We start from the raw sequence: 25,718 nt of genomic DNA, 5'->3' as shown, positions 1-25,718 counted from the left end.
GAGCAACGGGATCTTCCTGTTGCTCACCGTTTTCATTTACGGGTTATTGTCCGGAAATCATCTTTCAAAAAAGATAAAAAAATATTCCTTATCCCCGTGAGAGCAGTTAAATCCGCTGCATTTACCCTTCATCCATTTTCTTGCTTCTCCTTTTGCAATTTTTGTATTTTGTTCGTTAAACCCATATCAACCTGATGTTTCGCATTATTCCACTTATTATTAGCTGTTGTATTGTTGGATTCTCTGTGTGTGCACAAAAGAAAAATGATGCTTATCAATTGCAGATCCGCAAAGCGGTGTCGCCTGTTAAGATAGATGGTGTAGCAGATGAAGCAGCGTGGCTGGAGGCGGATATTGCCACCGGTTTTCACATGGTGCTGCCAATGGATACCAGTGCAGCCCGGTTGCGTACAGATGTGCGGATGACCTACGACGACAAGAACCTTTACCTCATAGTAGAGAACTACACGACAGGCGACGGGCCTTATATGGTGGAATCATTGAGACGCGATTTTGCTTTTCTGAAGAATGATAACTTCCTTTTATTCATGGACCCGTTTGATGATCAGACCAACGGCTTTTCATTCGGCGCCAATGCAGCCGGTGCGCAATGGGACGGTTTGATGTATGATGGCGGAAAGGTGGACCTGAGCTGGGATAATAAGTGGACATCGGTAGTAAAGAACTACCCGGATAAATGGGTTTTTGAAGCAGCGATACCGTTTAAAACCATCCGGTATAAAAAAGGAATTACCCGGTGGGGTATTAACTTCAGTAGGAACGATCTGAAAACAACAGAGAAATCGGCATGGGCGCCGGTGCCACGGCAGTTTCCCACTGCTTCGCTGGCGTATACAGGCAACCTGGTATGGGATGCTGCTCCACCTGCTGCGGGCGCAAATGTGTCGCTGATTCCTTACCTGCTGGGAGGCATGTTAAAGGATTATGATAAGGCTACTCCCACCAAATACCGGCGGGATGCAGGTTTAGATGCCAAAGTAGCGGTTACTTCCTCGCTGAACCTCGACCTCACAGTGAACCCGGATTTCTCGCAGGTAGATGTGGATAAACAGGTGACCAACCTGGATCGTTTTGAATTGTTTTACCCGGAGAAGCGGCAGTTCTTTCTCGAAAACGGAGACCAGTTTTCAAATTTTGGGTATTCCACGATCCGTCCTTTTTTCTCGAGGCGTATTGGTCTTGGTGGCGTGCCAATCCGTTTTGGCGCCAGGCTGAGTGGCAAACTGAATAAAGACTGGCGCTTAGGAGTAATGAATATGCAAACCGGGAAGCAGGAGGAAACCGGGTTGCCGGCCCAAAACTTTACGGTGGCGGCTTTACAGCGCCGGGTGTTTTCCCGCTCCAACCTGGGTTTTATTTTTATCAATAAGGAGTCGGTAAACTATGATCCGGCTAAAGTAACGGATAAGCCAATTTACAACCGGTATAACCGGAACATGGGGCTGGAGTATAACCTGGCTTCCTCCAACAATTTCTGGACGGGAAAGGCCATGTTGCTGAAGTCGTATACGCCCAATAAAACCGGTCATGATGTGGCGCATGCCGCTAATCTGCAGTATACCAGCAAGCAATGGAACATTGGGTGGCAGCATGAGTATGTGGGACGTAATTACAATGCGGAGGTGGGATATGTGCCCCGCCAAGGATATATAAAAGTGGCGCCGCAGGTTACCCGCCTGTTCTTTCCCTTATCGGGTGCGGTGTTGAGTCATGGGCCACAGGTAACCAGTACCTGGTTTTTTGACGAAGCGCATATGCGCCGTACTGATAACGAAACCATGCTAAACTATGGCATTGTGTTCCGGAAGCGAAACACGCTCAATATCTGGGCGTCCAACACTTATATCAAACTGCTGCAGCCTTTTGACCCTACCAATACCGGTAAAGATAGCCTGGTGAACGGGAGTCAGCATAACTGGAATACTGTGGGCGCTGATTACGTGTCAAAGCCACAGAGTTTGTTTACCTATTCGTTATCGGCCCGCTATGGAGGTTATTATGCAGATGGCAGCCGGTTAATGACCAATACGGAACTGGGATATCGTTTCCAGCCGTATGTGAGCATTGCATTAAGCGCTAACTATAACCATATCAACCTGCCAAAGCCCTGGGGCAATAATTCTTTCTGGCTGGTAGGCCCGCGGTTGGATGTAACAATGACAAACACCCTTTTCTTTACCGGGTTTATGCAATACAATGGCCAGCAGAAGAATATGAACCTGAATACCCGCTTCCAATGGCGCTACCGGCCTGCATCCGATCTTTTTATAGTGTATACCGACAATTATCTCCCGGAGCCATTTTATGTGAGAAACCGTGCTTTGGTGCTGAAGCTGGTGTATTGGTTTAATCTCTAAAAATCCGTTTTCGTATTAACAGTTAAGATTCGATTAACACTTTACCGTTTTATACCCGTTATCATTGCACCACAAGTTTGGCGTAATAGAACGGGTATGCCCGTTAAGATATATATAAAATTTTCATTTACTATCGTTGTGAATATTATCTCCCTGTAGTTTTTACTACGGGGATTTTCACCATTTAAAATCTAATTATGAACCGTCCTCCTATGATGATGCAGCTGCTGCGTATCAGCTGTATTTTTTTGATGCTGGCAGGAACAGCTGCAGCACAACAATCCGCCGCGGTGATTACGGGCAGGGTAGTGGACCATCCTGTGCAAAAGGTGTCGTTATCTTACTGGTATGATCCGGGAATTTCCCCGGCAGTTACGCAGGATACTTTGCTAAAATCTGATTCTTTTTATTTCCGTATATCCGTTCCGGCAGGAAGGGTAATATTTTTTTATGCAGATGCGGGTAGTGGATATAATTTTTATGGGATGATCCGCGGCGGGGATAGCCTGCAGATGGTGATGCAGGGCGACAGCATCCGGTTTGGCGGCAGTAGTGCAGTGTTGAACAGGGCTGTTTATACTGCTAAGCGGGAGCAGTCTGTAGTGCAGCTTCCTGTATTGCCTGATGCGTTCCGGCTGGCAGCGGCATGGCGGCAGCGGTTGCAGGCGGCAGGCAAGGTACTGGCGGTTTACCGCGACAGCATAAGTGCTGCCACGTGGGCGCTGGTAAGATCGCATGTATTAGCGGAAGCCGCATCGGGGCTGGTGAGTACTGTGTGGAAAGTGGCCGCAGCACCGGATAGTACGCTGGAAGAAAGACAAGTGCTTTTTTATAAGGATAATATACTGCCTGCATTACCGCAGATTATTCCTTCAGATACAACGGTGACGTCTATACGTTATTTGAATTATCTGTTGCAAAAAGCGGAAGCAGATTATTTTATTCAGCATCGTTATGAATGTAATAACAGGGCGATCTATGAATGGCTTAAAACGCATTACAGTGGCCGGTTACGCGACAGGTTGCTGGCGCATTCGCTGATGTTGGGTTTTGCTGCCGGCAATTCGCCGGAAGAACAGGAATGGTGTGTGCGTGACTACCTGGAGCTGGTGCAGGATGACGCATGTAAGCAGGCCATCGCAAAGCTTTACGGTCGCTCGAGGAAGGGTATTAGCAGAGGTGTGACGGCACCGGTATTCAGTTTTCCCGATGCGCAGGGAAACCTGGTGAGCCTACGGCAATTCAGCGGAAAGGTAGTATTGCTGCATTTCTACAGTGGGAAAGATCCGCTGCTGCCTGCACTTACAGAAATAAAAAATTGCTTTGATGATAGCGTTACGTTTGTGAACATCTGCTGCGATGGCAATGCTGTAAGGGGTTTGCCGGGATGGATATGGCAGCTGGATGAACAGCACCGCGACGTACTTACGCAATACAACATCAGTAAATATCCTTCGTTTATCATTGTTGGAAAGAATGGAAAAGTATATGCTATAAAGCCTCCGGATCCCGCAGTAGACCGCGGTACAGCGCTTACCAACATTATCTATGAAGCATTATTGCAGTGAGTTTTTTTCAGGGTAATAGCCAATAAAACCAAGGTAGCAACGTTTAGTAAAAGTACGCAGCTTATCCGCATCAGCGCCATTGTTCCGCAGCTAAAATTTCGAAAACCCATTTAAACCAGATTGTTAATATTTACGTTTAAATATATATATGATAATGCTGGTTTAATAAAGACACAAATCGTATATTCAGTAAATAACCGTTAAGACCCCTCTATGCCACATGCCAAAGCGTTATTTTGACAGACTACAGACCATTGATTACCTCATTAGGATCAAAGGGACCGGTAAGCCCGCTCAGTTAGCCAAGCGGCTTCGTATTTCCGAAAGAACACTCTATGAATTCCTCAAAATGATGAAGGAGTTAGGTGCTCCCATTGAGTACGACCGGTACAAAGAAAGTTACTTCTACTCAGAAAAAGGCGGCTTCAACGTCAGGTTCTCAAAAAACCTGATCGCCGTGAGTACGATGTTTCTTTTATGCTTCCTTATTTGGTGAACATGGTCCGCGCACTGACCAGTTAACCGGCCTCCCTGTTAGCTCTCCCTGCGCCCGCGCTGCCCTTTCAGGGCCTTAGATCTGTTGCACAGCTGTAAGGCAGCTGTTCCAGGATCTTTTATGTAATCTTCCTTAACTGGTGGACAGGGAAAGTATTGTCTTTCTGGACAGTAGCTTGATCTGTCCACCTTCTTTTTCCAAAATCCTTAACATTCGATTAACTGTTGCTACCCGGAATAGCTTCAATTTTACGACTGAAATTATTGTCAGCTTTTTAATGAGAATTTACTGTGAAGAATAGTTTTTTCATAACGCGGTTTAGATTAGATTTTAGATTATACGCGGGTTTCTGTTCAGTCACCTGCCCTACTTAAATCCTCTCTTTCCGTGGCAACTGACTGGAGTAAATTTACGTACCCATATTTGAACAAATCAGCTCTATGGTACTAAACTGTATTATTTTGGGTAATAACCCGGAGGGATTTGAAGAGCTGGAGAATTATTTGTCTGCTATTCCCTATGTTTACCTGGCTGGCAGAAGCCAAACGATGGCGGAAGCACGTTTTTGGCTGGAAACACAAACCATTCATGTACTGATAGCAGGAGAATATGATGATCCGCTTTCCCTTCCAATGACCATAACAGGCATATTGCCCGTTTTAATGATGACGTATAACGATACGCCACCCGGAGGATTCGATTTCCTCCCGGCAGCACTCCTGCAACTGCCCTTTACTGCCGAAACGTTAAATAATGTGTTCTCTAAAATTTATAAGACCATAGAAATGGACGCAATTACCAGCCCCACCAAATATTCAGCGGATTATTTCACGCTGAAAACACAGCACAGTTTTGAGAAAGTATTTTATGATGATCTGCAATATGTAGAAGTAATGGATGATCATATCATGCTTCATCTCCGCGATCAGAAAATGGTGACCACCGAAAAACTCGACTGGATCATTTCACAGCTGCCGGCAAACGCTTTTATGCGGGTACATCACTGGTTCGTGATAGGATTCCGCCATATAACAGCACTGGCAGACGATCATGTAATGATTGGGGACGCCAGGATTACCTTGACAAAAGAAGTAAGAAAGGAACTGGCTAAAAGATACCAGCTGCCTATGGAGTAGCGCCTGTATGCAGCGCCGCCAGTATCTTACCCGCCACGCCGCCCGCATCTTCATCATAAGCATGCCCGCCGGGCAGGATCATTTTTTCATACCGGACATTCAGGGCTGACAGGTTGAAGTCTTTTTCCTCTGCACCAAATACCAATAGCAAAGGTTTGTTGGTAATTTTGTTGATCTCCCCAGGAACACTCATTCCCTTATTGCCGGATCTGCCCAGCATATCAGAAAGATGCACTTCGAGATCGGTATAAAGAGACGGCGACAAAAATACCAGGTGCTTTACTTGTGCCGCCGCTTCCGGTGGTAAACCGGTGTAAATGAACGGCAGCACATCTGCCCCCAGCGAATATCCGACCAGCACTACCCCGTGGTTCCCGCCCCACTGCGACTGATAATACGTAATCAATGATGCTATATCCTTTGCCGCCTGCTGTGGCGATTTTTTACTCCAGAAATATTTTAATGCATTCAATGCTACTACCGGGTAGTTCTGCTGATGAAATGATTCAATTACATTTGCGGAAAATTTCTTCATGCCACCGTCACCGGTTATATACACAATCAATGGTGCAGTATTGCCTGCGGGAGGCGCTTTAATAACCACCGGCAGGTTATTAATCCCGCTTTGTGCGTTTGACGGAAACGTTGTGAAAAAAAGACAAAAGCTGAGCAGCATGGCTGCATGGAATAACTTACTCATATACCAGATTAACGCCTCCTGTAAAACAAAATCCGTTCCGCTATTGTTCGCCGGCCTCAGGGCTGCATTACTTTACTGAGGGCAGAAGGTAATTGTATCAAATCGAAATCATGTCCATATACCAGGTATTTGTTAGTCCATTCGGTGGCATATTTTTCTTTAAACTCACGCAACCCCTGGTAGTGACGGAAAAACCGCAGCTTCTCGTATGCATACTTCACCATTTTTTCCGCAGTATTTTCCGGTTGGATAATGCCGGACATCGGTACCATTCCCAGGTTCAGGTAGTGCAGCTCTTTTTGCTGCGCATCCTGGATCAGTGCAATGATCAGCGCATCCATCACTCCGCCCGGCGCGTCGGCACGTTTGCGGATCAGGTCATAAGTGCATTCCCCGGGGGCATAGTCAGGAATAATATTGAGGAACGCCGCTACTTTCCCTTCTGCATCGGTTACGGTAATGATATCCTGGTTACGGATCACGTCTTCATCAAATAAGCCCTGCGAAAAAGTGAGTTCCTTTACTTCATACTGGTGAAGCCATTCATCGCTCACCGCTTTTAAATCCTGCAGCATAGCAGTCGTTTGAGGCGCGGCATGGAAGGTAGTTACATAACCTTTATTGGCGAGGCTGTTCAAACCGTTACGCAGTGATTTTTTGTCTTTGCCGCTCAGCGTGAAGTCCCTGATATCCATAATCGCTTCCTGGCCTATCAGCATTTTTTTCTTTTTAAGATGACTGAAATAGTAGGTACTATCTTCATCCACCCGGTAGAAAGCAGGCCGGAGGCCCATCTTACGGCATTGTTGTTCAAATTCTTCCAAAACCAGCAGCTTATTATCTTCGCTGCACACCGGTTCTTCCAGTACAATAGCAAAGCTGCCCGCTACCCGGTAAGCGATAAAGCCTTCATATTGCTCAGACATAAACAACAGTTTGTCCTGGCCTATTTTGAAATAATCCATCGGGGAGTCGCCGTACTGGCTCAGGTAAAACCGTGCTTTCTCCAGGCTGGTATTCGTTTGCTGGGTAACATGCAGGTAAGGCCGTATAATAGTATAAAACAGGAAGGCCCATGCACTTACGCCTAATACACGGATCGCCGACATAAACTCTTTCCCGAACCGGGTAACGGGTTGCAGTCCGTCATCTTCCAGCAACATAAAACAATGGAAAGCATGGCGGATAGATTGCTGCCAGGTAAAATCGATCCCGAAATGTCTTACATCTAAAAAATAAAAACCAACGGTACCAAAAATGAGGACGACAAACAGTGTAGCCAATGCCGTTACCACGCCGATATTTACCAGCTGGGGATTACTTTTTACCCGGTATTGCCGCGAAGTGATAAGTAATATCACACTGGTAACCAGCGCCAGTGAAGCTTCTTCATAATCCAGCGCCTTTCCGATATGACCAAATACCGACAACAGAGAAACTGCCAGCGCCACAATCCACGCGCTGCGCAGGCCCCGGAACAAAAAGGTGGCCGTTACCAGCAACACCAGGCCCAGGAACACCACCAGTAAGTTAGTAGCGTGAATAGACGTTCCGGGAATATAAGCCCGCAGCAAATGAATACGGTTAGCCAGGGGAGGAGTAAGCACCGAAAAGATGTTCACCATACCCAACAGGAAGATCAGGATAGGTGGGAGTAGTCGTAATACCAATTCCCTGCCTTTCAGGGCAAAGGCGATCATGCCCGCAACCAACGGCAGCCAGAACTCAAACAGCCGGAATAATAAAGTGATTTCCAGTGCCTCCAGTGTACTGAATCCATAATTGCTGAGGATATAAGCTAGCGATAGTTCGATGGCGCCCAATCCGCGGAGAAAAGGGGAAATAATTAAGAAAATAGTGGCTACAATATAGCCTACGCAGGCGGCTTCCAGCGACGGGGTAACACCCACTGCCAGCATGCTCAGGTAAAGATGTCCTATGCCCGCTATTTCTATCAGCGCCGAGGCGAGTACCGTATTCATGAAAGAGGGTACCGACAATTGAAAGGTAAATATTTCATCTGCCTGCCGGGCTGCTCCCGGAAAGTATTTCACCAGCCACTGGTAGGCTTTGCCTTTCAATTGCATGGAACGTACCAGCCATACTACGCCGAGCAGCAGCACACAAATGGCGATGAGTCCCCACAAAGCATCTTTCATGGTGGCTGCATGAAACATCGCATAAGCAACAACCGGAATACCCACCAGGAAAACAGACAGGATGCCTACAAATCCATAGATGCCGGAGGCCTGGTGGATTTGTTGCTTATGCAAGCCGGTGCGGCGTAAGCTCTGTGGCAGATAGGCCAGTGAACTGATACCGCCTGCGGGAAGAAATACGGATAAAAGATTGCGCTTCAGGAATAATTCGGTACTCCGGCCTGCATCCAGTTTGGCGCCTACCGCTCGGAAACTGAATACATACATGCCTGCCTGTAATAAAATATAGGCGATAGTTACTACTACTCCCAGCACCACCCAACCTCTCTGGGCCTTTTCAATAGCAGGGATCAGGGAGTATAATTCATGACGCTGTGACCGGAAGAAATAAATGGCCAGTAATATGAATAACACGGCCAGTAGCTCTTTGAGGTGGAGCTTACGTAAAAACGCTGCAGTAAAAAATTTCTTTTTCAAAGGTTCGTGGGTTTCGTTAGGTCTGTTGTTCGCAATGACCACAAAGGTATACCAACTTTTAAACGAATCTTTTAGGCTACGGGGAGTTTAAGGCTATTTTAATCTGCCAGGTGTTGGGGTTGTTGCAGGATATAAAGCAACTCCCGGCTGTTTTGCCGGGAGTTGCGGTTGTATGAATTGTTGAGTGTTGTTTTAGTGTTCCTCCAGGTTATAGGGAACCACCAGTACGGGAATGCGGGAATGGCGGATTATATATTCCGCATTGCTGCCCAGCAGCATATGATCCAGGCCGGTCCGGCCATGAGTGCCTACCACCAGCATAGTGGCATTGCTGTCATGTGCCTGTACCAGGGTTTCATTTTTAGGGTTGCCGGTACCTACTACAATGCTGATGTTCTGCTTATCCGGGTAATTTTGTTTGTAAGCTTCCAGTCTTTCCTCCACTTCACGGATACGGGCCGGAATATCGTCGGTAAACACGGGTCCGCCTTCCGGCAGGCCGATGCCAATGCCTATTTCTACCACGGAAAAGAGGGTAACGGAAGCATTCATTTTATCGGCCAGTTCGAGGCCGGTCCTGATCAGGCTTTCTGAAAAGCTGCTCAGGTCTACTGCGATCATGATGTCTGACATATGCAGGTGGATTAATTTGTGAATATTTATTCATTTATCATTATGCTTTCAGGGCATCCCAGCATAGGTCGAACGTACTGTTGATCCGGCTTCTGTTAAGGGTAATGCTGCTGTAATGCGTTTGTTTTACCAGTTCATTCATAGCGCCCATCATAAAGGTGAGCAAAAGTCCAATATCTGTTTGCTTGATAAGTTGTTCTTTCTGGCCTCTTTCCATCAATGCGTAGAAGGGGGCCGACAGCTGTTGCGCTTTTTCCCGCGTGCCGGCCGTAATAAAAGGGGAGTGATAGCATTGCTCCATGAAAATCACTTCTTCAAAGTGCTGCAGCTTATAGCGCAGGATATTCAGCCATATATTTTTGAACCCTGGTTTGAAAGGTAACTGCGGGTTATAGCCTTTAAAAGATACCTGTACCGAGTTTTCCCGGCAGGCAGCAAATAAGGCGTTAATCAGTTCATCTTTCCCTTTGAAGTAAACATACAGGGTGCCGGTGGCAATGCCGGCTTCCCTGGAGATGTCGCCCATGGTAATGCCGGACAATCCCTTTTTAGCCACCAGCTTGAGGGCCGACTGGAAAATCTGGGCTACTTTTTTATCATCTTTCAGTTTCACATTACAAAGATAAGCGAATAAATATTCATTTTCAAGATCAAAAAAGCCTCCGCAGTGGAAACCGCAGAGGCGCTGTAGCTAGATGATGATTAAATCAAAAACCCATTGATCGTCAGACCGGTGGGTGATTGTTTAACACTGGAAAAATCCCCGTCGGCCTGAAAAGGCCAACAGGTACTGCTGAGATATTTGTTAGTTGTATGCATTTCAGTTATCAGACTGAACATAACGATAAAACAATATTAGCCGGACTGGGTGTGCAGAGCGTTAATTAAACCTAAACAAGAATTGAAATAACGGGGAGAAAGGGCAAAAAAGAAACCCTTGCTGATGACCACAGCAAGGGTTTAAAAAAAACATTCACATGGCACCTGCGGCATCGCGTCAGATGCTGATAACACATTTATAGCCTGCTATTAAGCTAAATAAGATGATTGCTGAATTTGGAAAGTTACCAATTTGCTTAGTGGATTGTAACTTGTCGAACCCGAAATTAGATATTACTATCCGGAATAATCGTTAACAGTTGGTTAATGACGCGAAGCGCCGCCTCCCTCCGCTGATTGTAGCATTTTCCCTTTCCCTGATACCATTTTCCACGCATTTGCATATACCGCAGGATATGTATATTTTTTACGGATTGTACTACTAAACTTAGCTATATGTTCCACCGGATTCCAACGTTATTACTATTCCTGTGCCTGCTCACTTCGCTAAAAGGGAATGCCCAGGACATGCCGGATATGTGGAACAAAGGTGCCGTAGCCAATAAGCTCCATCCCGGGCTGAAATGGTTCAGCGAAGCCAAGTTCGGGCTGTTCATTCACTGGGGACTTTATTCTAAACTCGGTGGCCGCTGGAACGACAGCAGCTACTACGGCAGCGGCGAATGGATCATGAACCGCGCAAAAGCCCCGGCTGCTGAATATGCCAAAGTAGCACAAACATTCAACCCCACCGGGTTTAACGCAGAAGAATGGGCAGAAACAGCCCGACAGTCGGGGATTAAGTATATGGTGATCACCGCCAAACACCACGAAGGCTTCAGCATGTACGATTCCAAAGTAACTGACTTTGATATCGTTGACGCTTCTCCCTATAAAAAAGATCCGATGAAGGCGCTCTCCGACGCCTGCCGCACAAAAGGCATACACTTCGGATTTTACTACTCCCAGTTCCTCGACTGGCACGAACCTAATGGCGGCGGAAATAACTGGGATTTTAAAAATAAAGAGAAAGATTACCAGCAATACTACCGCACCAAATCAATCCCGCAGCTGAAGGAACTATTAACCAACTACGGTCCGCTGGGCCTCGTTTGGTTTGATATGCCCGGCGGCTTAACCGCAGCACAAACCAAACAGATGATCGACAGTCTCCGGCTACTGCAGCCAGGCTGCCTGTTCAGCAGCCGCGTAGGACATGATCTTGGCGACTACCGGGATTTTGGCGATTCTGAAATACCCCCGGTTCCCATCCCGGGCGCCTGGGAATCTATTTATACCCACAACGACTCCTGGGGCTATATCCGTCACGATCTGAATTTTAAATCACCTACGGAAATCATCCGGCTCCTGGGAAATGTAGCCTCCAAAGGAGGAAACCTGATGCTGAATGTTGGTCCCGACGGCAATGGCCAATGGCCTGCCTATTCCATAGCATACCTGAAAGCCACCGGTAAATGGCTGCAAACCTATGGAGAAAGCATTTATGGCACCATCTGGGGACTGATCCCGGCACAGCCCTGGGGCGTAACCACTAGTAAACCAGGAAAGTTATTCCTGCATATCTGGCAAATGCCAGCCAACAGGCAGTTACGAGTACCCGGACTCACAGCAAAAATTAAATCGGTAAAAATCCTGGGTACTAAAGACCAGCTTGCTTGGAAACAGCTGCCGGAAGAAACCGTTATCCAGCTGCCGGCAATATTGCCGGATACCCGAAGTACCGTGATTGAAGTGGTGTATACCGGGCAGCAAACAGATTTATCACAGCTGCGCACACAAACCGTGAGCAGCGAATATGCGCAGGCGGAAATACCCGCTGTATGGGCCGTTTTCAACGGCGCCGCCAAAAGCAAACTCTTTACGTATTCCCATTACTTCGGCGACTGGAAACATGATAACTGCATCACCGGTATGGTAACTCCCGACGATGCGATTGTATTTCCACTGGCAGTACAGGACGCAGGCGACTATAAAATTATACTGGATTACGCCTGCGAACCGGGAAGCGCATCGCAGCAGGGACTGGTAACCCTTGGCGGGCAACAACTGCCCTTCCTCACACTGGTAACCGGCAGCTACGACAGCCACAAACCCATGAACTTTATTCAACACGCAGTTGGCATTATACATATTGATAAGGCGGGCAAACAAAACCTGACAGTGAAACCGGTTTCCGGAAATAAAAATGAATTATGCTGGTTACGGAAAGTGATCCTGCAGCCAGTGAAATAATAATTTATCAGAGAACAAGAACATGAAAAGAACACACCTCCTGTTTGGACTGGTTACCAGTCTTTATTCCGGTATAGCGATCGCACAGGTGAAAGCCCCTGCGCCCGACTGGCTCATCAGCCACCAGTCGTATACCGCCACGGTAACGGAAAAGGAAAAGGGAATTACACTCAGCAATGGTTTGCTGAGCCGGAGTTTTCGTATAGCCCCTAACGTAATCTGCACCGATTACCGTAACCTGGTCAGCGGTGAACAGCTGCTGCGTGCTATTAAGCCCGAAGCCAGGCTTACTATTAACGGGCACGACTATATGATTGGCGGCGCCTGGGGCCAAAAGCAACAGGCATATCTGCTTCCTGCGTGGCTGGATAACCTGAAAGCCGGGTCAACAGATTTTATTTACAGTGGCCACCAGGTAACCGCCACCTCTCCCTATTTAAAATGGCAGGCAAAAGGCTGGTGCAGCAATCCAAAGCAGCCCTCCGGCAAAGAGCTTACCTTCTCGTATGAGGCGCAGGCGCCTGAACTGAAAGGCATCAGCGTTAAAGTGCACTACGATATTTTTGACGGGATCCCGCTCCTCTCGAAATGGCTGGAAATAACCAACAAGAGCGGACAACCCATAAAGCTGCAACAGGTAGTGAATGAAATACTGGCAACGCCGGAAGAGGAATCTGCAGTAGTAGGCAGCGTGAATAAAATGCAGGTACCGCACGGAATTTATATCGAAAGTAATTACGCTTTCAATAATGCCATGAAGGCAAATCTCAGCGATCAGACCACCCACTGGAAAGCCGACAGCACCTACACTTCCCAGGTAAACTACGACCTGCAAACGCCCTGCGTACTGGAAGTATACCCAAGTGTGCCGGTAGGCATCACCTTAGCCGCCGGTGAACATTTTGAATCGATCCGTACCTACGAACTGTTGTTTGACGGATACGACCGCGAAAGAAATGGGTTGGCTAAGAGAAGATTTTACCGCACCATCGCACCGTGGACCACCGAAAATCCTATTTTCATGCACCTGGTAAGTACCGACCCCGTGAAAGTAAAAGCGATCATTGACCAATGCGCCGCAACCGGCTATGAAGGCGTGATCCTCAGCTTTGGCAGTGGTTTGAATATGGAAGATACAGGCGCTGCCAACATCGCTAAATTCAAAGCGCTGGCGGATTATGCACATAGTAAAAAGGTGCTGCTGGGCGGTTACTCCCTGTTTTCGAGCAGGCGTATCAGTGAGGAAGATGATGTGATTAACCCGGCAACCGGTAAAACAGGCGGTGCATTTTTTGGGAATGCTCCCTGTATGGGCAGCAAATGGGGCCTGAGTTATCTGCAGAAGATTAAAAGTTTTATCAGCGCTACCGGCTTCGATATTTTTGAAAATGATGGGCCTTACCCCGGAGATGTTTGCGCCTCCACAACACATCCCGGCCACACCGGGCTGGAAGATTCCCAGTGGAAGCAAATGCAGTTACAGAAAGGGCTTTATCACTGGCTCAACGAAAAAGGGGTGTATGTAAATGCCCCCGATTGGTACTTCCTGGATGGCACCAACAAAATAGCATTGGGCTACCGCGAAGTAAATTTTTCCCTGCCACGCGCAGAACAACTGATCCTGAACAGGCAGAATATTTTTGATGGCACCTGGGAGAAAACCCCTACCATGAGCTGGGGATTTGTACCGCTCAGCGAATACCAGGGCGGAGGCGCAGCAGCGACCCTGGAACCGCTGAAAGATCACCTGGACACCTACGACCAGCTGATGGCACAGTATTACGGCGCCGGAGTACAGGCCTGCTACCGTGGTCCGCGTTTATACGACACCGATAGCACCAAAGCAGTGGTAAAGAACATGGTCAACTGGTATAAAAAGTATCGCGACATTCTCAATACGGACATCATTCACCTGCGTAGGGCTGATGGCCGCGACTGGGACGGGATTATGCATATAAGCGCCCAATTGCCGCAAAAGGCCCTGGCGATGCTGTACAATCCAACACAACAGGCCATTACCCGTGAAGTGGCGCTGCCTCTGTATTACAGCGGGCTTACACAAAGCGTGCGTATCCGGGAAAAAGAAGGACCGCTAAAAACGTATACCCTTGACCGTAGTTACCGCGCTCATGTGAAAGTAACCATCCCCGCAAATGGCTACACCTGGCTGGTAGCCGAGTAACCTTGTATCAAACCGAATGTATAATTTATTAGTTATGAAGAAACTATCACTTTGTATTCTCACTTTCCTGGTATTCCTGTCGGCAGTTAACGCACAGGAAAAGAAAATATTCAACGAAACAGATGCACAGAAAGAACAACGGCTGTCCTGGTGGGTGAACGACCGCTTCGGCATGTTTATTCACTGGGGACTGTATTCCATGCCTTCCCGGCACGAATGGGTAAAAAGTAATGAGCATATTACCGACAGTGCCTACCAGAAATATTTCGACCTCTATAACCCGGACCTCTACAATCCACGCGAATGGGCGCGGCAGGCGAAAGCGGCAGGTATGAAGTATGCAGTGATCACCACCAAGCACCATGAAGGCTTCTGTTTATTTGATTCTAAATACACCGATTACAAAGCGCCTAACACGGCAGCTAAAAGGGATCTGATCAAGGAATGGGTAGACGCTTTCCGGGCAGAAGGATTAAAAGTAGGGTTTTATTATTCGCTGATCGACTGGCATCATCCGGATTATACCATCGACCGTGTGCACCCGCAGCGTCCTTCCGATCCGAAGGATTATGAGCAGCTGAATAAGGGCCGCGATATGGAAAAATACCGTACTTACCTGAAGAACCAGGTAAAGGAACTTATGACCAACTACGGTAAAATTGACATCCTCTGGACCGACTTTTCTTTTCCGGGAGAGCATGGGAAAGATCATAACGACTGGAATTCGCTGGATCTTATTAAAATGATCCGCAAGCTGCAACCAGGCATTATCATCAACGACCGCCTGGACCTTGGGGAATATGAAGACGGCGGCGATTTTGCCACACCGGAGCAATACAAAGTATCCGAATGGCCTACCCGTAATGGCAAGCGCATTCATTGGGAAACCTGCCAGACTTTTTCCGGTTCATGGGGATATTACCGTGATGAAACTTCCTGGAAAGATAACAAGCAGTTACTGGTGTTGCTGATTGAATCGGTGAGTAAGGGCGGTAACCTGATGCTAAACGTAGGACCTACCTCCCGCGGTACTTTTGATGCCCGCGCACAGGACAGGCTGAAAGGAATGGGTGAGTGGATGCAGGTGAATGGCCGTTCCATTTACGGCTGCACCGAAGCACCAGCGGAGTTCAAGCGCCCTGATAACAGTTTGCTGACTTACAATCCAACCACCAAACGTTTGTATGTGCATTTGCTCGACTACCCATTACAACGTTTCGAACTGCCGGGCATGAAAGGCAAAGTAAAATACGCTCAGCTACTAAACGATGGCTCCGAAGTGAAAATGCGTGGCACCGACAAAGGCGACCTTGCCCTGGAACTGCCGGTGCGCAAACCTGACGTGGAGATCCCGGTGATAGAACTGATTTTGCAATGAGCGGGTTTTGTCTTGAGCGCTGATTACGCTGATTATAATGATTTAGGGGATTGACCTTTGGGATTTTATTATGATTAGGGGAGATAGAAGCGATTTGATCTTTTGAGATTTTTATTGTTATTTTTGTTATGATTAAGGGAGATATAGGCGGATTTATTCGCTTATATCTCCCTTAATCTTTAATACATCTTATGATAACAAATCGCTTATATATTCTCTAATCTTATAAAAATCCAAAAGGTCAAATCGCTTCTATCTCCCCTAATCATAATAAAATCCCAAAGGTCAATCCCCTAAATCATTATAATCAGCGTAATCAGCGCTCAAGACAAAACTCGCTAAGACAAATTTTTCTAGGAAATCCGCGGAAGATGTATATTTTTATACTCACCATTATTTATTGTTAAACGTCCCGGATGAAAAGAGCTTTTTTTTGCCTGAGCACATTCATATTGGCGGCTGTATCATTCAGCTTTAGGGAACTGCCGCCGGTGGCAAAAAAGCCGAATATTGTGATCATCTTCATGGATGACATGGGTTATGGTGACCTTGAATGTTTTGCCGGTACTCCCTGGCACACTCCCAATATCAACCGTATGGCCGCTCAGGGCATGCGTTTCACTTATTTTTATGCAGCGCAGGCAGTTTGTTCTGCATCAAGGGCAGGATTGCTGACCGGCTGTTATCCTAACAGGGTAGGCATTAATGGCGCTTTGTCGCCGGCATCGCCTATTGCGCTGGACACCGCCGAACAAACCATTGCATCTGTTTTAAAAGCACGGGGTTACCGCACCGGGATGGTAGGTAAGTGGCACCTGGGAAGCAGGGAACCATGGTTGCCTTTACAGCATGGTTTTGATGAGTACCTCGGACTGCCTTATTCCAATGATATGTGGCCGGTACATTATGATGGAAAGCCTTATTCCGATACCTCTGCGCATCCGCGGAGAAAGTATCCGCCACTGCCGCTGATAGAAGGTAATAAGCCACTCAGATATATTAAAACACTGGAAGATCAGTCGCAACTCACTACGCTTTATACAGAAAGGGCCTGCCGTTTTATAAAGAATAACCGGCAGCAACCATTTTTTCTTTACCTGGCGCACAGTATGCCACATGTACCTATTGCGGTGTCAGAGAAGTATAAAGGAAAAAGTAAGGATGGACTTTTTGGAGATGTGATAGCAGAAATAGATTGGTCTGTTGGCCAGGTATTAAAGACGTTGGAGGAGAATGGTTTGTCTGATAACACCCTGGTGATTTTTACCAGCGATAATGGTCCCTGGTTATCTTATGGTAACCATGCCGGAAATACCGGCGGCCTGCGCGAAGGTAAAGGTACTTCCTGGGAAGGTGGCACGAGGGTACCGTGTATCATGCGCTGGCCGGGGAAGATTCCTGCCGGTACTGTTTGCAACAAAATGGCTGCTACCATTGATCTGCTTCCTACAGTGGCCAATTTATGCGGGGCTGCATTGCCAGTCCGGAAAATTGACGGAGTGGATATGAAGTCATTATTATTTAATGAGCCGGAAGCAAACCCGCGGGATGAGCTGGCCGTATATTACCAGGTGAATAGTTTGGAGGCCATCAGGAAAGGGCCGTGGAAACTGATGCTCCCGCATAGAAGCAGAACGTATAAATTAAACCTGCCGGGATATGATGGTTTTCCCGGTGCGCAGCCGGAAGTAGACGTCCCTATGGCATTGTATGACATGCGGCGTGATCCGGGTGAAACATTGGATGTGCAGCAGCAGTTTCCGGAGGTGGTGAAATCCCTGCAGGCGATAGCAGAAAAGTACCGGTCGACGCTTGGCGACGACCTTACCGGGGCGAAGGGAACTGAGCGGAGACCCGCAGGAAAAGTACAACCATAATATATATACCAAAGTATAATTTGTTTTAAATGATAGAAGTCCTGACTTTTAAGTAGTTGATTAGTAAGTAATTGTATCCAGGTTAATCCTTTAATAAACTGTCAGATACCACGTTATATTTTCATTTTATTGCTAATATAAAATGAATTGTATATTAATATTTATTGAAAAACCATATATGTATCCGATTGACTACTGCATGTAATTGTTTCAAATTTGCGACGGGTATGGGAACCGTGTGATTCTTTCCATTTATAATTTATCAACCATACCAGCTTCCGGAAAACCTGCAGTTATTAATGGAATATTTCATATGAATATACATAACCCAAAAGGAATATTATGAAAAAAGTGCGGCCTATTAATTCTGCTAACCTGGGAGGAACGCGTGTTTTAGAGGTTTCAGGATTGCACAGCGAATCGTCGGAAACGTTACAACAATTAGCAAAAGATATCTGCAACCTGGTTTTTATGGATATAGAGATACCCGGATTGACCGCAATAGAAGCCGCCAGCATAGTAAAAGCAGCTTACCCTGATATAAATGTGCTATTGCTTACCCTGAACGAAACGGAACAGGGATTAATACAGGTGCCGGCAGCAACTGAAGCGTTTAAAATCGATCATGTACCCCCGGTCTCCCTGACAGAGTTTATTTCTCAGATATATGAGACGGCTTTGCAGTCGAACTTAGTGGCGGTTAACAAAGTACTGGCCTTTTTCCGCAAGGAGAAACAGGTTTATCAGGACCCCTACGGATTATCGCCGCGGGAGAAGGAGATTTTACGTTGCCTGGTAAATGGCGACACCTATAAGCAGATAGCAGAAGGGTGCCATATCAGTGTGGGAACGGTCCGTTCCCATATCATGAATATTTATCGCAAGCTCGATGTAAAATCCCGCTCCAACGCTATTGTAAAGGCAATGAAAGAACACCTGGTCTGATGCCATAGCGTTTAGCCCCAGAAACCCTGTGCCTTTACCTGTTTGCCTTGCTGACGTAATAATTTGCGTACCTGTACAACATCTGTTGATTACCTGCCACATAATAAGTTGTATTTGCCACCGGGAAATCATAATGGTATAACCATTCATGTAAATCGGTGAAATAATGACCGTTATTGGAAAGCGGCTGTACCGGCATTTGTAATATCTGCCGGGTAAGCGGATCTTCCAATTGCAGGAAGCAATGAAATTGTTGTTGGTTGGTTTTACGCAGGTATAAAGAATGAAAGTGCCCTGCAGCGCTGGCGTCACCTATGCACACCAGGTGTTGCATGCCGGAGGGCTGATGCTGACTACCACCGGGCCCGGCATAATTTACTTCATCACCCGGCTGCAGTTCCAGCGCCCAGGAGCTGCCAGCTCCCTCATGTCCGCAATCCACTATAAGGGTGGCGGTTTGTGCAGCAGTGTCCCAGCATGCAACGGTGTAATCGCGATACGCATATGGAGCCACCTCACATTTGAGATGCTGGGTGCTGCGTTCTGGCAGGGCCTGCGACAGTTGCAAATCTATCTCTAATAAAAAATTTCCTATACGTGCTACGCTTATTACGTGCGCAGTTTTCCCTATGCGCGACATCAGTAAACTGGTCGCCCTTTCTTTAATTGAAGGCATTTATTAAATGTGTTTGATGATTAAAACGCGCCGGCTTGCGGCGGGTAAGTTGCAGAATAAAGGGGCTGATATTACCAGAGCCTGGCGGAGAACGGCTGCAGTGCCTCTTTAAGGGTTACTCTTTATTTTCAGATGCTTAATATCGTTCGTAAAAATTACTAGTGGTTTCATAACTCAAAAATTGTTTCAGCAAAACTACCGGACCCACACTTCTCTGTTATTATACTATTCCGGGTTATAGTTATACTTTTCCCGGCTTGAGATCCGGAAGGCCACCGGCGTTTGACCGGTATGCTGTTTGAAAAAACGGTTGAAATAAGTGACCTCATTGAATTGCAGGTACCAGGCTATTTCCTTGATGCCATGCGTGGAATGCAGCAACATCCGCTTGGCTTCCAGTATACGTCTGGCAGCCAGCAACGCGGAAGCCGTTTGCCCTGTTTCCTGTTTTACTACCTCGTTTAAATGGTCTGTGGTAACATACAGCGCCCGTGCGTATTCTCCGGCGCTGTTCCAGCTCAGCAGGTGTTGCTCCATCAGTTCCCGGTAACGGTTTAATAATGTTGATTGTAAAGGAGAGCTTTGGGTGTTTTCCGGAAGATACCGCATAAACTGCGTCAGCAATACTGCCAGGTAATGTTGCAATACCTGCTCCTGCAGCGCCTTACGCGTATTGAATTCCCGCAGCATCTGTGTACACAAATGCCATATTTCCTGGTAAGCAGCGTTGTCGGGTGTTACCGGATGCTCCACACATAAAGGCAAAGCAGCAAAGCCAACAGGTAAAAAATCACGCGTGAAGGAGATCAGGTACACATCCTGCACCTGTTCTCCATCCATCGACAGATGCACCTGCCACGGTGTTAATAAAAACATGCTCTCCGGCGGCATGTCTATCAGCCTGAAATCTACCATGTGCCGGCTTCGCTGCCTGCCTGTTATCACCAATGTGTAAAACTCGTGCCGGTGGGCCGCTGTTAAATCAGCATTGGGGTGGTGGGCCGGTTCCCCGGCCTGTTTATGATGAACATCTATCATCAACCCCGGAACAACCAGAAGCTCTTCCAGCCGGTATGATGCAATGATGGATTGTTTTCCTTTTTTCATAACAACATCCTCACTTTATTACCAGACGATCGAACAAAACATTTATTGTATAATTTTCTTTTTTTGCTTTTGCAAGACAGGAACCTTCCACGGTCACCACATCTGATAACCGGTTTCTCCCTCTTTTTTACACTGCCTTAAAAAGATACCTGAAATGGGTAAAATTGCATACATTTATTTGCAACCGATTGCATAGTTTCGGATTATATTAGCAAAGCATAGTTTTTAAAATACCCGTAGAAGTAGTGAAAACACCGGTTAAGGTCGACTAAAGATATTTTGCAAACGTTTGCTGAAAGAGATGAATTCCATGATGAAAGAACGAATGTCAGGTAACTGATATACATTCCCCTTTCTAAAAAAAGAAAGCCTGCAGCAGACATTTCTTTAAAACAGATTCGCCAAAAAAATTAAAAGCAAATGTTAATCAGAGGAATGGCCACCTGCCTTGCCATCATAGCCGGATCAGAATTACTATGGAGGCCCAGGCTGGTATGAACGATGGTAAGGTAGTGGCAATCGTAAGCAAGGGAATGGAAACAGGCATGACTCAACTTGAAAAATAATATATTGATGATAAAGTATCTGTTAGCAGCTTCGCTGATGTTATTGGCCGGAAACACCGGCGCCGCAACACCTGCAGATTCCCTGTTAAAACTCTGGTACCGGCAACCGGCCAAACAATGGGTAGAGGCACTCCCTGTAGGAAACGGCCGCATGGGTGCCATGATCTTTGGCGGCGTACAGCAGGAAGAACTGCAACTCAATGAAGGTTATCTCTGGTCCGGCGTTCCACGTGATGGCAATAACCCGGCCGCCAAAGAACTGCTGCCCGTCATCCGCCAGCTGCTGGCAGAAGAAAAATATATGGAAGCAGATCAGGTGGCCCGCAAAATGATGGGTACCTACAGCGCCCGCTATCTCACACTGGGAAGTCTTTTTATAAACAACGATATACCACAGGAGGCCATACAATATAAACGTGAACTGAACCTGAACAACGGGGTAGCACGCGTTAGTTATACAGCTAACGGTGTCGACTATACGAGGGAAGTGTTTTGCAGTTATCCGAAGCAATTGCTGGTAATACGCTATACGGCCAGTAAAGCCGGGCAGCTTAGCTTCAGCACCCGTTTTGCCAACCCGATGCCGCATACGAACAGCGTGGTTAACCCGCATTACCTGGTCATGAAGGGCAGATGCCCCGAATATGTGGCGGCAAGAGCTTATGAGCCAAAACAGATTGTTTATGGCAATAAAGGAATCAATTATGAAGTACATCTTGATGCGCGCGTAAACGAAGGACAGGTAAATACAGATACTGCCGGCATACACATTTCCGGCGCAACGGAAGCAGTACTCCTGGTATCTGTTGGCACTAGTTTTAAAGATGGATTACCCAACGGGAAAGATCCGCATGCGGCAGCTGTGGCGCCTCTACAGAAAGCAGGCAATTATCTGCAATTACTGACTGGTCACATAAACGACTATACGTCGTTGTTCAGCCGGGTATCGCTCAACCTCGGAAGCGACACTTCCGCATTACTGCCAACAGATGAAAGGCTGAAAGTATATACGCTCGCCGGTGGCAACCGCGATCCGCAATTAACCACGCTGCTGTATCAATACGGCCGCTACCTGATGATATCCGGATCCCGTAAAGGCGGTCCGGCTATGAATCTGCAGGGACTGTGGAATAAGGAAATGCAACCGCCCTGGGGCTCCAACTATACTATCAATATTAATACGGAAATGAATTACTGGCCGTCTGAAACCGCCAACTTATCGGATTGCGGTGCGCCTTTATTTGAATTTATTGGCCAGCTGGCGCAACACGGGCGTGTAACCGCCGCCATAAATTATGGCGCAAAAGGATGGACGGCGCATCATAACTCGGATATATGGGGTATGACCAACCCGGCCGGTGGTATTGATTTTTCCGATCCCAGCGGTAACCCCAAATGGGCAATATGGCCAATGGGCGGAGCCTGGCTAAGCCGCCACCTGTGGGAACACTACCAGTTTACCGGCGATAAGAAAATGCTGCAACAGGTATATCCCGATCTGAAAGGCGCTGCATTATTTATGCTCGACTGGCTGGTGAAAAATAAAGAGGGACAATGGATAACAAGCCCTTCTACCACGCCGGAGAATAACTTTATGGTAAACGGCAAGCGGGAAGGTTCTGTGAGCATTGCTACCACCATGGATCTTTCCATTATTCACGACCTGTTTAATAATACGATCCGGGCAGCAGTAGTGTTGCAACAGGATGCAGCCCTGGTAGCCCGTATCAAACAAACCATGAAGGAAATGTACCCTTTCCATACCGGTCAGTATGGACAATTGCAGGAGTGGTACAAAGACTGGGACGATCCAAAAGATGCTCACCGCCACGTATCCCACCTGTATGGCTTATTCCCGGGCAATTTTATTTCGCCCCGCAGAGATACCGTACTATCGGCGGCGGCTACACGCAGTTTGCTGCTGCGGGGGGATGGCGGAACCGGCTGGTCTAAATCATGGAAGATAAACTGGTGGGCACGCCTGGAAGATGGCAATCACGCGTATACCATGTTGAATAAGCAGTTATTCCTGGCCGGCGGTCAAGCAGTGAGCGTAGCCGACAACAGCGGCGGGTCTTATCCCAACCTGTTTGATGCGCATCCTCCGTTCCAGATCGACGGCAATTTCGGGGTAACTTCCGGGATTACGGAAATGCTGCTGCAAAGTCATGATGGCGCACTGTACCTGCTCCCCGCATTGCCCGATGCGTGGCCTTCCGGCAGTGTGAAAGGATTAAAAGCAAGAGGTGGTTTTGAAGTAGATATGGAATGGAAAAATGGGCAGCTCACGCATGCCGTTATCCGTTCAGCATTGGGTGGTAACTGCCGTATTCGTACGCGCGTTGCCGTTAAAGTGAACGGACAACCGGTAAAGGTGGCGGTTGGTAACAACATAAATCCATTCTACCAGTTGCAGATCCAGGGGAACACTATTGTAAAAGACGCAACGAAATTACCAGTGTTGCAGTTGGAAAAAGTTTTTGAGTATGATTTTTCAACTGCACCTGGTAAAATTTATGATATCTTATGAACTATCGCAGGCGCATATTAAGTATAGCCTTTAGCGTTATAACAGCAGTAACTGTTGCGCAGGTGAAAGGCGATGATGATGGCATCCTGAGCCAGCAGGCCGCAGCGCGCGACAGCATAACAGTCAACGGCGCGCTGAATGGCTGGTGGAAGGCATCCATGAAAAACCACGATGCCCGCATTGCCTGGTGGCGGGATGCTAAATTCGGATGCTTTATCCACTGGGGCGTTTATTCTACCGCCGGCGGCGAATGGAATGGAAAGAAGGTGGAGGGCTACGCCGAGCACCTGATGCGGAAGGAGAAGATAAGCCGGCAGGAATATGCGGATAAGCTCATTCAACCATTTAACCCGGTAAATTTTGATGCCGACGCGTGGGTACGTATGATTAAAGCGGCGGGCATGAAATACCTGGTCATCACCGCCAAGCATCATGATGGCGTGGCCATGTATCCCACTGCTATCGGCAACTATCACATTCAGCAGGATCCTTTGGCGGCATTGTCGGTCGCCTGTAAGAAATATGGTATCCGGTTCGGCTTTTATTACTCCCATGCCTTCGACTGGGAGCATCCCGATGCACCGGGTAACGACTGGGATTATAAAAATCCGGGGGGAGATAAGAACCTGTATGGTGGTGTCACCTGGTATAATGCACATCCGGAATTACTGCCTAAGGCGGTGAGGTATGTGAATGAAAAAGCAATCCCGCAAATATTAGAGTTGTTGAAAAGATATCATCCGGATATTCTTTGGTTTGATACGCCGCATAAGCTACCGCTCAGTGAAAACATCCGTATACTGCAGGCGATCCGGGCGGCAGATAACAAGGTAGTAGTGAATGGCAGGCTGGCACGCGCTCCCGGCGTTTCTTTCGGCGATTACGTGAACACGGCCGACCGGCCCGCGGAGTTTTACCCGGTAACCGGCGATTGGGAAGCCATTCCCACCACCAACGAGTCGTACGGATATTCGAAGTACGACAGCAGTCATAAGCCGCCGGGCTTTTTTATCCGGCTGCTGGCCAAAGCGGCCGGCAAATGCGGCAACCTGCTCATGAACATCGGCCCGGAAGGCGACGGCAGCATTGACCCGCGTGATACGGTAATACTGCATACCATTGGAGCGTGGATGCAACAATACGGCGAAAGTATTTACGGCACTACTGCAAGTCCGCTACCAGTGCAACCCTGGGGTGAAAGCACGCGGAAGGGCAACAAGTTATACCTGCACGTTTTTAACTGGCAATCTACTTTATATGTAGGCGGACTGAAAAGCAATATCCGCAAGGCTTATCTTTTGGGCGACAAAAGTAAAAAGCCGCTGCAGTTAAAGCGGCAGCAGTCCAAAGACTGGCTGATTGCATTGCCCGCACATGCGCCCGATAGCATTAACAGCGTTATTGTACTGGAAACAGACCAGCTTAAAACAGATAACGTGAGAGTATTGGATACTTATAACATTACGAATGTGCTCAGGGCGTTTGATGCCACCCTGCATGGCAGCGGCTGGCAGTACAGTGACGGAAAGAAGAATAATTATGACGTACATAACTGGAAAGACACTGCGCAGTACATCAGCTGGAAGGTGCGTACCGTACACGATGCGGCGTACAGCCTTAGTATTAAGTATGGTGCAGATGCCGGTGGCAGTTTCATACTGCGTATAGGCGATAATGTTATAAAGGAAACTGTGCAGCCGGTTAAAACAACCGTAAAGTCACTGAAAGATATTTATCTGCCGGCAGGCGAATATGACATAACAATTAAGGCAAACGGGATAACGGGAAAAGAATTGATGAAACTATTTGAACTCACGATGCAACCAAAATAATATCCA

The 25,718-nt window shown here is 47.3% G+C and carries 16 protein-coding genes; 10 read left to right on the top strand and 6 right to left on the bottom strand.

The window, feature by feature from the left end; genetic code table 11:
- Positions 1-194: 194 nt before the first annotated feature.
- The 3 genes from QFZ51_RS31120 to QFZ51_RS31110 all read left to right on the top strand — a co-directional run bounded on the left by QFZ51_RS31120 (position 195) and on the right by QFZ51_RS31110 (position 5,578).
- A complete protein-coding gene (locus QFZ51_RS31120) occupies positions 195-2,378 on the top strand; it encodes a DUF5916 domain-containing protein (RefSeq protein ID WP_429051439.1) in 2,184 nt (727 codons plus the stop codon).
- A gap of 197 nt (positions 2,379-2,575) precedes the next feature.
- Positions 2,576-3,946, top strand: coding sequence for a TlpA family protein disulfide reductase (locus QFZ51_RS31115; RefSeq protein WP_429051438.1), 1,371 nt, complete (start codon positions 2,576-2,578; stop codon positions 3,944-3,946).
- A gap of 936 nt (positions 3,947-4,882) precedes the next feature.
- Positions 4,883-5,578 carry a LytR/AlgR family response regulator transcription factor gene (locus QFZ51_RS31110; RefSeq protein ID WP_429051436.1) on the top strand — a complete coding sequence of 232 codons (696 nt, stop codon included), beginning with the start codon at positions 4,883-4,885 and terminating at the stop codon, positions 5,576-5,578.
- Here the strand turns inward: QFZ51_RS31110 and QFZ51_RS31105 are convergent.
- The 4 genes from QFZ51_RS31105 to QFZ51_RS31090 form a co-directional block, all read right to left on the bottom strand.
- Positions 5,568-6,278 (bottom strand): AcvB/VirJ family lysyl-phosphatidylglycerol hydrolase, encoded by a 711-nt coding sequence (locus tag QFZ51_RS31105; protein ID WP_429051434.1) that lies wholly within the window; start codon positions 6,276-6,278, stop codon positions 5,568-5,570. The two genes, QFZ51_RS31110 and QFZ51_RS31105, sit on opposite strands and share 11 nt — an antisense overlap.
- Before the next feature lie 56 nt (positions 6,279-6,334).
- On the bottom strand, positions 6,335-8,914 hold the full coding sequence (locus QFZ51_RS31100) for a phosphatidylglycerol lysyltransferase domain-containing protein (RefSeq protein WP_429051432.1): 2,580 nt from the start codon (positions 8,912-8,914) through the stop codon (positions 6,335-6,337).
- Positions 8,915-9,106: 192 nt separating this feature from the next.
- Positions 9,107-9,547, bottom strand: coding sequence for a universal stress protein (locus QFZ51_RS31095; protein WP_429051430.1), 441 nt, complete (start codon positions 9,545-9,547; stop codon positions 9,107-9,109).
- Between the two features lie 40 nt (positions 9,548-9,587).
- Positions 9,588-10,160 carry a TetR/AcrR family transcriptional regulator gene (locus tag QFZ51_RS31090; RefSeq protein WP_370912572.1) on the bottom strand — a complete coding sequence of 191 codons (573 nt, stop codon included), beginning with the start codon at positions 10,158-10,160 and terminating at the stop codon, positions 9,588-9,590.
- 662 nt (positions 10,161-10,822) lie between these two features.
- On the opposite strand from QFZ51_RS31090, the gene QFZ51_RS31085 reads away from it, so the two are divergent.
- From QFZ51_RS31085 to QFZ51_RS31065, 5 genes are all read left to right on the top strand, one after another.
- Positions 10,823-12,619, top strand: a complete 1,797-nt coding sequence (locus tag QFZ51_RS31085) for an alpha-L-fucosidase (protein ID WP_429051428.1) — start codon at positions 10,823-10,825, stop codon at positions 12,617-12,619.
- A gap of 22 nt (positions 12,620-12,641) precedes the next feature.
- Positions 12,642-14,801, top strand: a complete 2,160-nt coding sequence (locus tag QFZ51_RS31080) for an alpha-galactosidase (protein ID WP_429051426.1) — start codon at positions 12,642-12,644, stop codon at positions 14,799-14,801.
- 34 nt (positions 14,802-14,835) lie between these two features.
- Positions 14,836-16,179, top strand: a complete 1,344-nt coding sequence (locus tag QFZ51_RS31075; protein WP_429051424.1) for an alpha-L-fucosidase — start codon at positions 14,836-14,838, stop codon at positions 16,177-16,179.
- 416 nt (positions 16,180-16,595) lie between these two features.
- Positions 16,596-18,056, top strand: coding sequence for a sulfatase family protein (locus QFZ51_RS31070; RefSeq protein WP_429051423.1), 1,461 nt, complete (start codon positions 16,596-16,598; stop codon positions 18,054-18,056).
- Positions 18,057-18,398: 342 nt separating this feature from the next.
- On the top strand, positions 18,399-19,001 hold the full coding sequence (locus tag QFZ51_RS31065; protein WP_429051421.1) for a DNA-binding response regulator: 603 nt from the start codon (positions 18,399-18,401) through the stop codon (positions 18,999-19,001).
- A gap of 34 nt (positions 19,002-19,035) precedes the next feature.
- Here the strand turns inward: QFZ51_RS31065 and QFZ51_RS31060 are convergent, their stop codons facing one another.
- The gene (locus QFZ51_RS31060) at positions 19,036-19,677 is read right to left on the bottom strand and encodes a siderophore-interacting protein (RefSeq protein WP_429051419.1); all 642 of its coding nucleotides are present in this window, start codon (positions 19,675-19,677) and stop codon (positions 19,036-19,038) included.
- 225 nt (positions 19,678-19,902) lie between these two features.
- Complete coding sequence (locus tag QFZ51_RS31055; RefSeq protein WP_429051417.1) at positions 19,903-20,784, bottom strand: helix-turn-helix domain-containing protein; 882 nt, start codon at positions 20,782-20,784, stop codon at positions 19,903-19,905.
- Positions 20,785-21,357: 573 nt separating this feature from the next.
- Between QFZ51_RS31055 and QFZ51_RS31050 the strand changes: the two genes are divergently transcribed.
- Positions 21,358-23,880: a glycoside hydrolase family 95 protein gene (locus tag QFZ51_RS31050; protein WP_429051416.1), complete on the top strand. Its 2,523-nt coding sequence runs from the start codon at positions 21,358-21,360 to the stop codon at positions 23,878-23,880.
- Positions 23,877-25,712 (top strand): alpha-L-fucosidase, encoded by a 1,836-nt coding sequence (locus tag QFZ51_RS31045; protein ID WP_429051414.1) that lies wholly within the window; start codon positions 23,877-23,879, stop codon positions 25,710-25,712. The genes QFZ51_RS31050 and QFZ51_RS31045 overlap by 4 nt, the downstream gene beginning before the upstream one ends.
- The last annotated feature ends 6 nt before the right edge of the window (positions 25,713-25,718 follow it).

The sequence above is a fragment of the Chitinophaga sp. W3I9 genome (genome assembly GCF_050434025.1).
GTDB lineage: Bacteria > Bacteroidota > Bacteroidia > Chitinophagales > Chitinophagaceae > Chitinophaga.
The sequence above is the reverse complement of the archived record's forward strand: the minus strand, read 5'-3'. Positions and strand labels throughout refer to the sequence as shown.